This window comes from Dysgonomonas hofstadii (assembly GCF_014196915.1).
Lineage (GTDB): Bacteria > Bacteroidota > Bacteroidia > Bacteroidales > Dysgonomonadaceae > Dysgonomonas > Dysgonomonas hofstadii.
The window spans coordinates 221,703-233,726 of sequence record NZ_JACIEP010000002.1 but is presented as its reverse complement, the minus strand read 5'-3'; the positions used below and the strand labels follow the sequence as shown (position 1 = coordinate 233,726).

Sequence of the window (12,024 nt, the reverse complement as noted above, 5' to 3'; positions counted from 1 at the left end):
TTCATATCATCAAATTCATTTCTAACTTTATTTACCTCGGCTCTAATTTTTTGATTCAATATCTTAGCATAAATTTGAGTAGTAGTAATGTTCGTATGGCCGAGCATTTTAGCAATATTCTCTATCGATACTTAATTTGCGAGTATAAGGGTAGCAAATGTATGTCCTCAAAATGCGTGCTGAGCCATTTTTTATTCCACATATGACAAATATGTTTTGTATGAAAGGCAGAAAAGAAGTCATTTGGGATTGAATATCTTTTGTAATATGGGCTTTTTTGAAGTCAATATCTTACCTGTGTATGTTGTGTTTGGAAATAAAAGGTTCTTATCTTGATATACTATATCTGTGGAGAAACCTATTTTTATCTTAAATCCCTTACTTCCACTGTTAGTATTCATTTCTTGAATTGGATAAATTTCCACAATTTTCCCGGAAATAGATTTTTCACTTAATGATATATAGACAAATTGTCCTACAGTTATATCTTTTATCTCTTCAGGCATAACAAATCCTATAGCATAAGCAGACTGTATAGTATCTGGTATAATTGTAAATAATATTTTGTTCTTCTCTATATAATCCCCATTCTTCGAATTCAAAAATATCTCCCCTGATACTTTTGAATATAATTTAAAAACAGAGTCATTTATATTTTTAATTAATCCAACTTCTTCGTCTTTATATATGGTTAATCGTTCAATATCAGAATAAAAAATACCTGAATTTAAAGCCTCAACAGTTTGAACTAAAGGGTTACTATAAAATTGAACAGATATTATACTATATTGAGGATATGGAATTAGATAAGCAAGTATTAATACACCAATTATTGTTAAGGATACAACAGAAATACCAACTCTTAATATACGAGGAGGTATCTTTCCAATGATATTACGAACTTTCTCACTGCGCAATTCGATATCCTTGTTTCTGTTTTTCGCTTTGTCTATGCCTTTACTATTCTCCGTCATAATTTAATTCCCCAGTTCCAACTGGTTCTTTACCAAATGATAATACTTTCCTCTCAAATTAGTCAGTTCTTCATGAGTTCCCCTTTCCACAATTTCACCATTATCCAGAACGACAATCTGATCTGCATTCTTTACCGTACTTAGTCGGTGGGCTACAACCACTACTGTTTTTCCTTTGTAAAACTCATTCAGGTTATCAAGTATAACTTTTTCGTTATTAGCATCCAGCGCATTGGTAGCTTCATCCAAAAATATAAACTGAGGATTCTTATACACGGCTCTTGCTATTAAAATACGCTGCCTTTGTCCTTGGCTGATACCTTGTCCTTCTTGTCCAACAACCGTATTATAGCCTAATGGCAGGCCGGATACAAAATCATCTATGTTTGCTATCTGAGCGGCATCCCTTAATCTTTTAATGTCTATTTCATCTTCTGAAACAGCAATGTTTCTAGCAATTGATTCAGAAAAAATATAACCATCCTGCATCACAGCTCCGCATTGTGTACGCCACCATGTTAAGTTGAATTGACTTAATGGTTCATTCCCAACATCTACTGTACCTTCAACAGGAGAATAATTGCCCAGCAGAAGCTTTATCAATGTGGTTTTACCACTTCCGCTAGCCCCGACAATAGCAGTAACTTTCCCTTCCGGGATCGTTAGGTTGATGTCATTCAAGACTTTCTTCGAATATGGCCCTTCGTATTGGAAAACAAGCTCTTTTATCTCTATATCTTTTGAGATATCAGGCTGTAGGCTTTTTATATTCTTGTCTTTGTTTTCTTCATCGTCTTTATTGTGGATTTCACTCATCCTTTCGAGGCTGATACTTACATCCTGCCATTGGTAAATAAAGTTCATGATTTGCTCCACCGGAGAATTAAGCTGTCCGATAATATACTGAACCGAAAGCATCATACCCAGCGTCAATTCACCCTGTATAACAGCAGTAGCAGCCAATATGGTAATCAATAGGTTTTTCACTTCATTGATACAAACACTCCCTGCTTCCTGTGTCTGTTGTAAGGACAGAGACTGTGTATTCACGTCGAACAAGTCGGCTTGTGTGTCTTCCCATTCCCAACGCTTGCGTTGTTCGCATCCCTGTAATTTTATTTCCTGCATACCATTAATTAACTGGTAGGTTTTACTACGGTTGATGGCTTGTTGTTCAAAAGTCTTATAATCCAGTATTTTTCTTTTTTTCAGAAAGAATAGTATCCACACTCCGTATAGGATACTGCCGAAAAGGAATACTAAGAAAATTTTCAGGTTATAAATAAAAAGTACAATACCGAAAACAATAAAACTAAATAATGAGAATAAAAGGTTTAAGGATTGGGCTGTCAAAAAGCGTTCTATCCGGCTATGGTCTTCTATGCGCTGTAACAAATCCCCCAATAATTTTGTATCAAAAAACTTCATCGGAAGTTTCATCAACTTGATAAAAAAATCGGATATCAAGGAAATATTGATGCGAGTACTGATATGAAGTAAAATCCTGCGGCGAATAAAGTCAATGCTTGTCCGCCCAATAATTAACATTAGTTGAGCCAAAAGAATAAGCCAAATAAAACTGATGTCCTTGTTACCGATGCCAATATCGACGACGGCTTGGGTAAGAAATGGGAATATAAGTTGCAATATGCTACCAACCAGAAGCCCGATAATGAGTTGTCCGAAGAATTTCTTATAACGTTTGAAGTAGGAGGAAAGGAATTTCAGTTTTCCGCTTGCTTTAACAGGCTTTTCCACTTCTTGCTTATAAAACTGTTCCGTCGGCTCTAAGAGTAAGACTACACCTTTTTCTTCTCCATTTGTTTTGGTACTGATCCAATGTTCTAAAAAATCTTTTTTATTGTATTGTAAAAGTCCTTTGCCGGGATCGGCAATATAAAAAATGATGTCTTTTTTCTTTTTCTTAATCCTGTATAAGACCACAAAGTGTTCCTGATTCCAATGAAGAATGGAAGGTAACAGGGCTTTTTCCATGAGTTTGTCGATAGTAAGACGCCCACCTATAGTTTTAAAGCCAATTATTTCGGCAGCCAGACTAATCCCTTTTAATGAAACACCATCTTTGGCTATACAACATAAATCCCTAAGAATTTCTATAGAATACTCTTGACTATAAAATGAAGAAATCATTTTAAGACAAGCCGGGCCACAGTCCATCGAATCATGTTGTTGTATAAATGGAAATTTCCTCATATACTGATTCAGTAAAGCCTATTTAATTCTTTCTGGTTGGCAGAATTGCTCTTAACTCTTGTTTTTATATTATTAAAGGTATAACTCAAACTGATTCTCAAGAATCTTGTGTCCTGATTTATTCTCATGCCCTCTGAAATATTTCCATATTCTGTATCGTAATTACCTCCACTATTCTTATGTAAAATATCATACATAGTTATAGTTGCTTTCAGCCTGTCTTTTAAGAAATTTTTGCGAACACCTGCGATTAGGCTATGTTGCTCTGTAAACCGTCTGATCTCATAATCACCCGGTCCCCTATAATTAAAGTTAAGAAAAACAGTAATATCGATATTTGGAATATTGTAACTATTGTTGAATGTAAAAGAGGACATCATCTTTCTTATCTTCTTCTCTCTATTCATATAATTTATTGTCATATCAGGAAACATTAGATTAGAGTTTAATGCTAAAGTATAATTGCCTTTTGTTATTGAATATGATAATCCTGTATTATAAAATTTTGCTTTATTCAGATTCATATAAGTAAATCGTGTAATATCAGTATTATTATCATCGTTAATGCCGACAAATATGATAGGATTTTTTTCTGTTTCAACACTCGCTGTGAAGTTCAGTTTCTTCCAGAGAATTAAACCAATTTCGAAATTATCGGAATATGAAGGTTTTAAATACGGATTTCCTATAATATAGGATAACGAATCAAGATAAATCACATTCGGATTGATTTGTGAAAAAAGCTGCCTGCTGATGGATTTATTATAATTGATATTTAATTCAGCTTTAGGAGAAATAACATAGTTTAGCCCTAGATTTGGGAAAAATTTACTCGAGGTCAGCCTGTTATGCTCCAAGCTCTCTGAAGTTTTAATTTTTGAGTCTGTATATTCATAGCGGATACCCGCTTCAATTGTTAATCCTCTAATATTCTTACTAAAATTAAGATAGGCTGCTGAAACTTCTTCGTTAGTAATATTACTGTCATAAGAGTTTAATTTAGTCGTATTCAGATTGTGGTTTTCACTATATCCATTGTTTTTTATTTTTGAATATTTACCTCCAAGTTGTGAAGTTATCCCCATAACTTCAAATTGATAATCTGCCGACAGATAATATACATCATATTTGTTTTGTGAATTAATTAAAGACCGCGCATAGTCTGTACTAATTATATCAATCTCGTCCATATTCGTTTTTTCCGAATATTTCTTATGTGCATAACTTGCATTAAGATTCAGTGTATTAACAGAATCTCTGTTCATTGTATAGTTGAAGTCAATAGTATAATAATCGTCGTTTTTATTTTTGACAGAATTAAGATCTCTTATTATGTTCTCGGATATATTACTTTTAGTAATCTTTTGGTTTCTATATTCATCTCTGGTATCATCAGTGAAACTTCCCGCAAATTTTAGTCCTAAATAATCATTATTACGGATTTGATAGTCTATACCGGCAAAAAGATTGTGATTTTTGTTGGAATAAGATTGAATGGCATTTGAAATATTATCCATTGTATAATCCTTATTATATATTGTTTGGAAATAATCAGCATATTGCTTCTGATTATATACGCCATATGAGTAACTGTAAAGACCTGAATATCTGCCTGTATTCTGAGTTATCTGTAAACCGCCCCTGTCACTCACTTTTCTTGCGATAGTCAAATTATTATAGAGTTGAATCATCGTATTATCTTTTCTTGATCTCTTTGTCCTTATAATAATGACCGGTCGGCCGGAAGCATTATATCTGGATGAAGGATTCCTCATAATTTCAACTTTACTTATATCATTTGATTGGAGCGTGTTTAATTCGTCTTTGTTGACAACTTCCTTATTGTCAATATAAATAATAGGACTACCTTTCCCCATAACAGATATTTGTCCTCCGACATCTGAAATAAGTCCCGGTGTCCTGCTCAACATATCAGTAATAGAACCGGCATCGCTCAATACGCTATTTTCTATATTTACTATTGACTTATTGTTGTTGTATGTAACCAATGGCATTCTTCCTGTTACTACAACTTCATTCAGGTTGTAAGAAGAATTGTTTAATGAAATAACCGGTAAGTTTACAATACTATCTTTTTCTGTGACAGAAAAAGGATATAGTTGTTTGCTATATCCCATCGATGAAACATCCAAGATATACTTTCCTTTTCCTGCAATTTCAAGTTCAAAATTTTCTGTAATGAATGAACCCGTAAGTATGACTGTAGAATCCGGATCAGATAATATCTTTACCAGATAATAATCGACACTTTCATTTTTATTATCTACAACTCTACCTTTAAGCATTGTCTGGCTAAAAGATAACTGAATTGGACTCAATAATAAAGAAAGAAATACAATATAATAGGAAAAGAGTTTCATTTTGGTAATATTAATGTGTTCTAAATAGATTCTATATTAAAAAGGACGAAAGAAAAGATGACAATGTTACAATAGACTATTGAGATATACTTTGTGCTGGGAACTTTTGGTTATAATATAGATCTAATATTGTACCAAAATCTTCTTCTCTAATAGGACATACATCATATTTGATATTATTTTGCTTGAAATTTAACCTACGGAGATTACATCCCCCGTCGCATATTGGGGAAAAAGAACATGATAGACATTTTTTATCCGAGAACATATCAGTCCCCAAAATATACTCTGATATTAGAGAGATATTTCTATTGTTATCAAAGATGTTTCCTATTGCCCGTTCCAATTTTCCGACATCTACCCAGCACTTATATAACTCTCCCCCTGTTCCGATTACATAAGAATTGAGGAAAGTTGCAGTACAGCCGCTAAGTTTTGGTTTTGGATACAATGAAAGTGATGAAAAATTATCTTTCTTTACTAATTTCTCAATATATCGAATTTTATCTTGATCTTTTAAACAAGCAATCTTGCATCCATTGTTGTGGTCGTTAACATATTTCATCGAAATCTCAAAGTTTTGTCCCTCCCACCTTTTTCTTAATTGCTTGTGTAGCACAGGAAACTCTTCTTCGTTTCCTTTGTGAACATTTACCCTCACTATTACACGACAGTTAGGCATCAATCTGAATACTCTTTCTATATTTTGTATTATAATATCATATGTTGGTATCTCTGATTTATGAATTCGACTCATATTATGAGTGCCTTCCAATCCATCAATTGTTATTTGGATGGATTGCAGATTGAAATCATTAAAAAAAGCACATTTTTCATCATCAAGTAAAAAGCCATTAGTTACTAATTTATGATCTGAAAGTTTAATGTTTTCGTCTCTTAATTTATATAGAATACTTTTTATTCGACGGAAAGCTAAAAGGGGTTCCCCTCCATGCCATGAAATTGGGAACTCGTTTATTCCAAATGATTTAATAAATCTAACTAATTGGTCTTCCACTCTTTCTGACATTATATCCATTGGTAGATTCGACTCATAACAATATGGACATTTAAAATTACAACCATATGTCGGGACTATTACAAATCCAACATTTTTCTCATCCAGACTTCTTTTATACCTTAATAGTTTCTTTTGCAATAGAAAATTATCATCTTCGCCTGAATCCACAATAACTTTGTTTTTGATAAAGAAATCCAAACTTTCTTCATCTAAATCTCCTTTTAATTTATCCAATGAAAAATTTTGTTGGTTTTTCCAAAGTGAAGCATATGTATCTTCCGGTAATTTTAGCAAAAGATTCATACGGGAATTATACAAATAGTTTCTGCCTTCCGGCGATTTACATAATATATTGAATTTAGACCATTCCATAAAAAATCATATTTGCTGTATATAAATGAACGAGGATGGCTCACTATAGCTATTAGCAATAACACCCTCGTCCTAACCTAATAAGTTCAGAATCAGAATACGCTCAACGTATCATCTGCTGCAACCTGGCTCTTAACGATACCGTCACCACTACAAACGACAATTTGATCCTTGTCGCTCTTTCCACCACGGATATTATCCATTTCAGTTGTCAAAACATCTTCAGGGGCAACTAATAATTCAAATTTCATAAGATATATAATTTAAGTATTACTTCGAGTAGCTAATGGTGGATACTCATCACCGTCATTCATATGTACATATACTTCTATTATTTAAATAATGAAATATTACGGCGTGATACTTTAAATATTGTTCCGTCTTTCATCACTATTTTCCTTCTCTCATTTAATTTTATGAAATATTTTGTATTTATGATTACATGTATATTTATGCGAACAAAGTCTGTTCCATTACATATTAGTATAGAAATATCATCTATTGAAATCTTACATATCTTTACTACACTATCATTGGGAAAAGCAAAACATTCATTTTTCCCTCCTATGATGTACATACATGAAGTAATTTCAATAACAATCTCTTTTTCCATTTATCGGATGAAAAGTTCAGTATTAATAGTATTTTGAATAATTTTAATAGCGATTCCTATCAGAAGTCTAACTTTTCAAAAAAATTATTCTTGAACTATAAAATTCCCGATTAAACTTTGATCTTTAGAATCGACAAATTTTACAGTGTAGTTTCCAGCTTCTAGCCCGAGAGTACTAATATATAAGAGACTTTCTACAGACGTATTTATGCATTTTTGATATTTTAGATCACCAGTATTGTTATAGATAAGAACACTTATATATCCCAACGAACTGCTACAGTTTACACGTAGGCAGTCCATTTGCTGAAACAAGATTATAGGCTTAATCAGCATTCTTGTTTGGGGAGATATCAATGATCCGATTAGGTCAATTTCTTTTTCAGTATCAGTTTCTTGGATGTGCAGGCTTTTTAGATTGGCAGATAAACCTATGCAAGCAATTAAACTAGCAAGCAATATTATTTGTTTCATGTCAGAAATTTGTTTAGTTGAACTCTAATAAATTAGAATCAAATCTATGATATTCCTGATTTTGAGAAAATAGGTAATAAGTCAGATATGAGTTTTTTTCTAAGAAGCAAATTTGAAGTCTCTGTATGTGAACGCTTTATTATTTTAACATATAAGTCCAATATGAATTTTAATAAAGTAGAACTAAAGAATTACAAAGATGATTGTTTAAATAATATTACTACGAAGATAGTCCGATATGTTTCCGGAATGCTCAATTCCTATTTTTTTACGAATTGATGTTCTTTTCATGTGGACGGTATTTATGCTTAGCTGAGTAATAACTGCTATCTCGGAACTACTAAACTGCGTATAAATTAGGCAGCAAATTCTAAATTCTGTTTCATCCAATTGTGGATACTTTTCACGCAGTTTATCAAAAAAACCATTATGAAGATTATTTATTGTTCGATAAAGGACATTCCAGTCTAAAGCTTCCTGTCCATAAACAATATCATTTATCTTTTTTATGAAATATTGATTCTCATCCCCTTTTTTCAAGTGGCTTTCCAATAAAGCGGCCTTTTTTAAGATATCAAAATGATGTAAGAGTATATTTCTGAAAGACGCTTCTTTATCATTAAATGATTTAGACATATCGATTAGCCAAAGAGCCCTGTTTTCGGATTCTATCGCAGCGTTTTCTGCGATTAGCATGGCTTTCTTATTTTTGTAAGATTTTCGGTAATAAAACAGAGCAACAAGAGCTAGCACGAAAAGGCATATCGAAAGCACAACAATGATCTTTAGCCTTTGTAGAGTTAATTTATTATATCTATTTTGGATCAATTCAAAATTATATTTTTTCTGGATTTCAGACACCCTATTGTCTTCGTTCTGATTCAGTATAGTCGCCAAATAACTAGTATAAGCTTTGTGGTATTCCAAAGCTTTCTTATAATTCATGTTTTTTTCTTCCAGACTTGATAATACATTGTAAGCGCTGGATGACAAATAAGGATCTTTTTCTTCTTGTTGAAAGTCTAATGACTTTTGAATATAATACGAAATGGAATCCTTGTCTTTAAAAGTCTTTGCTAAATTTAAATATATCTTTGTTCTTTCAAGATCATCAGATGTAAAAGTGAGAGCTTCTCTTAAATAATACAATGATTTATCATAATTTCCTATTTCCTGAAAAGCAATACTTAAGTTATTCCTCACACTCATTTGTTCTTTTTTGAGTTGATAGAGGTCTGTATATTTTAAAGCTTCGCCATAGTAATATAATGCGCTATCGTTTATCGATTTAATAAGAAAACAATTCCCTATATTTATATAGCTAATAATCTCATTTTTCTGATTGCTTGCCTTCCTAAAGGCTTGAATTGCATCTTTAAACTTTAAAATAGCTTCATCCTGTGTAAATTGGATAGACAATAGCCCACCGATAGAGCTATTGCTTAAACCAATTAAATTCTGGTTATTTATTTGTGTTGCATACTTTTCTGCATCCAAATAATATGCCACAGCTTCGTTGTTCTTTTTTTGTTCCTGTAGAATCCGTCCACAATAAAATGAGGCTAATGCAGCGTTGTCTATATCTTTATTCTTGAGATAATAATCTTTTACTTGAAAAAGCAGAGTGTCGGAAGATATATCTTTGTAGCTTTTATCCTTAGCTTGAATAAGTAACAATAAAAATTTGTTGTATTCTTCTTTGCTTAAATCATGGGGAATAGTTATTGAATCTAATATTAATAATGCACTATCTGGGTTCAACTCTACAATCTGCTCAACTTTAGTCAATTGTAGCATTCCAATTGAATTATTTTTTTTGCATGAAACAATATTTAGAATTATACACGCAGATACAAAATAACATAAATGCATTCTAAAATTAAACATATTGAAGTATTAAGAGTTCATTGCAAAGATAAAAGAATCTTTTCTACATTATTCTATATCAGGTATCTTATTTGTCACCTCTTGTTTCTTCTCATCCAAAATGCGAGCATAGATTTGAGTTGTTTTAAGCTTTTTATACCCTAACTTTGAATCTGTATATCTTTCTATCTCCAAGTTTAGCTTTTATATTGCCCCATGAAGGTTGTGTCTTTTAAGATTAGAGCTTTCATTGACCATTTTTCTAATACTTGATTATATCAGGCTGAAGGTTTAGGTCCTATGAAAGCTCTGTCTTCAGGATTACTTCCTTTTCCTATAAAATGAGTTATTTATACAGAAAAACGGAGATTTTATTGATAAAACTCTTTCATATCATCAAATTCATCTCTAACTTTATTCACCTCAGTTCTAATTTTTTGATTCAATATCTTAGCATAAATTTGAGTAGTTGTAATGTTCGTATGACCGAGCATTTTGGATACACTTTCTATCGATACACCTTTGGTAAGCATTATCGTGGCGAAAGAATGTCTTGCCATATGCGTGCTGAGCCGTTTTTTTATTCCACACAGATTTGCTATTTCCTTGAGATATTCATTCATCTTTTGATTGGTATGAATCGGCAAAAGTTTCCCATCCAGATGCTTATACTTATCAAGAATCATTTCAGGTACTTCCAGCAATGGGATATTGGCCTGGATAGATGATTTTTGTCGATAGAGACGAATCCATTTCTGCCCGAATTCATCCTCCTGAATATTATCTTCTGTAAGATTAGCAGCATCTATGTATGCGACTCCGGTGAAGCACTGGAAGAGAAAAACATCACGCACTTCTTCCAGTCTTTTTGCCCCAAATTTTTGACTCATGAGCTTCTTTATTTCTGACTCCAGGAGATATTCTTTATCGACAGATTTGTATCCGAGTCTGTAATCTACAAATGGATCAGTTGTGATGTATCTATTCTTGAAAGCCTCTGATAGTATCTGTTTCAGGTATCGCAGATGTTTTACTGTAGAATTATGTCCGCAATCACATTTGGAACGAAGATATGTTTCATAGTCAAGTGCAAACTGAAAGTTTACATCCCTGACTGGTATATCTTTCTTCTTATATTGATATTCCAGATAATCTTCTATACGCTTCTTTGTTGCTGTATATTTGGATAGGGTAGTATCACGGATAACTTTTCCGACAAGATTTCGTTTCTGTTCCACTTTCTTGTCGTACAACATAATTAATGTGTATTGTTGTATTTCGATACCAAGATAGGAATCCCGTAGTTTTTCAGGAGTTACATAACCATCACGGTCATATAGATTATCGTAGTGCATCTTTAAGTTTGCACGGACCTTGTCTAGCATATCATTTGCATCTTTAGCATCTTTGCTTCTTCCTATTACTCGCCCGATAGGATTCCATAAAGTAGGATCAACAGTAACCTTTGAGTTAAATTCAACAAAGTCTCCACCTACTGTGACGCGAGCCATAATAGTAGCTGAACCATCTTTATTAAGTCTGGTTTTTCTAACTAAAAATAAAACACGGAAAGTTGTTTTCATTTCTTTTCTCTTTTAATTCGACAAATTTATTACTCGAAACCAAGAGATTAAGAACCCTGAAAGTGGTCAAAAGATGTCATATTAAGACAATGTAAATCATTAAGTTACCCCGTAAATCGTGTACAGAATTTTGAGGTCTGTTTTGTACACGATTTGTACACGGATAGGTTGTCTCAACATGTCAATTTTTGTCTTGTTTTGTCAATCGTGGAAATAAAAAAAGTCTGACTATCTACTGATAATCAGACTCTTTGTCTTTTGTTGGCTTTGCTTGTCTTTCGACATTTCCACCTTTCGGTGGGCGTTGACGGATTCGAACCGCCGACCCTCTGCTTGTAAGGCAGATGCTCTGAACCAGCTGAGCTAAACGCCCTTATTAAGGTTGCATTTTCTCTCAAATGCGTGGCAAAGGTATGTAAATTTTTGAATACTGCAAATGATATTTAGAAAAATATTTTAATAAAATTATATTTAATTGATATATATAGTGTTATAAATAGACACTTTTTAGTAAAGGTTTAGTTGT

The 12,024-nt window shown here is 32.7% G+C and carries 8 protein-coding genes and 1 tRNA gene; all 9 read right to left on the bottom strand.

Features of this window, described 5'->3' with window-relative positions:
- Positions 1 to 239 precede the first annotated feature (239 nt).
- Entirely contained in the window at positions 240 to 974 is a 735-nt protein-coding gene (locus tag GGR21_RS21015) for an HlyD family secretion protein (protein ID WP_183305690.1), read from the bottom strand.
- A 3-nt stretch (positions 975 to 977) separates the two neighbouring features.
- Positions 978 to 3,188, bottom strand: coding sequence for a peptidase domain-containing ABC transporter (locus tag GGR21_RS02980; protein ID WP_183305689.1), 2,211 nt, complete (start codon positions 3,186 to 3,188; stop codon positions 978 to 980).
- Between the two features lie 8 nt (positions 3,189 to 3,196).
- Entirely contained in the window at positions 3,197 to 5,569 is a 2,373-nt protein-coding gene (locus tag GGR21_RS02975; RefSeq protein WP_221232889.1) for a TonB-dependent receptor domain-containing protein, read from the bottom strand.
- A gap of 76 nt (positions 5,570 to 5,645) precedes the next feature.
- A complete protein-coding gene (locus tag GGR21_RS02970) occupies positions 5,646 to 6,962 on the bottom strand; it encodes a radical SAM/SPASM domain-containing protein (protein ID WP_183305687.1) in 1,317 nt (438 codons plus the stop codon).
- A 92-nt stretch (positions 6,963 to 7,054) separates the two neighbouring features.
- Entirely contained in the window at positions 7,055 to 7,213 is a 159-nt protein-coding gene (locus tag GGR21_RS02965) for a hypothetical protein (RefSeq protein ID WP_183305686.1), read from the bottom strand.
- Between the two features lie 446 nt (positions 7,214 to 7,659).
- Complete coding sequence (locus GGR21_RS02960; protein ID WP_183305685.1) at positions 7,660 to 8,049, bottom strand: DUF3244 domain-containing protein; 390 nt, start codon at positions 8,047 to 8,049, stop codon at positions 7,660 to 7,662.
- Between the two features lie 207 nt (positions 8,050 to 8,256).
- Positions 8,257 to 9,846, bottom strand: a complete 1,590-nt coding sequence (locus GGR21_RS02955) for a tetratricopeptide repeat protein (RefSeq protein ID WP_183305684.1) — start codon at positions 9,844 to 9,846, stop codon at positions 8,257 to 8,259.
- Between the two features lie 440 nt (positions 9,847 to 10,286).
- Positions 10,287 to 11,498 (bottom strand): site-specific integrase, encoded by a 1,212-nt coding sequence (locus GGR21_RS02950; RefSeq protein WP_183305683.1) that lies wholly within the window; start codon positions 11,496 to 11,498, stop codon positions 10,287 to 10,289.
- A gap of 298 nt (positions 11,499 to 11,796) precedes the next feature.
- A tRNA-Val gene (locus GGR21_RS02945) sits at positions 11,797 to 11,871 on the bottom strand.
- Between the last annotated feature and the right edge of the window lie 153 nt (positions 11,872 to 12,024).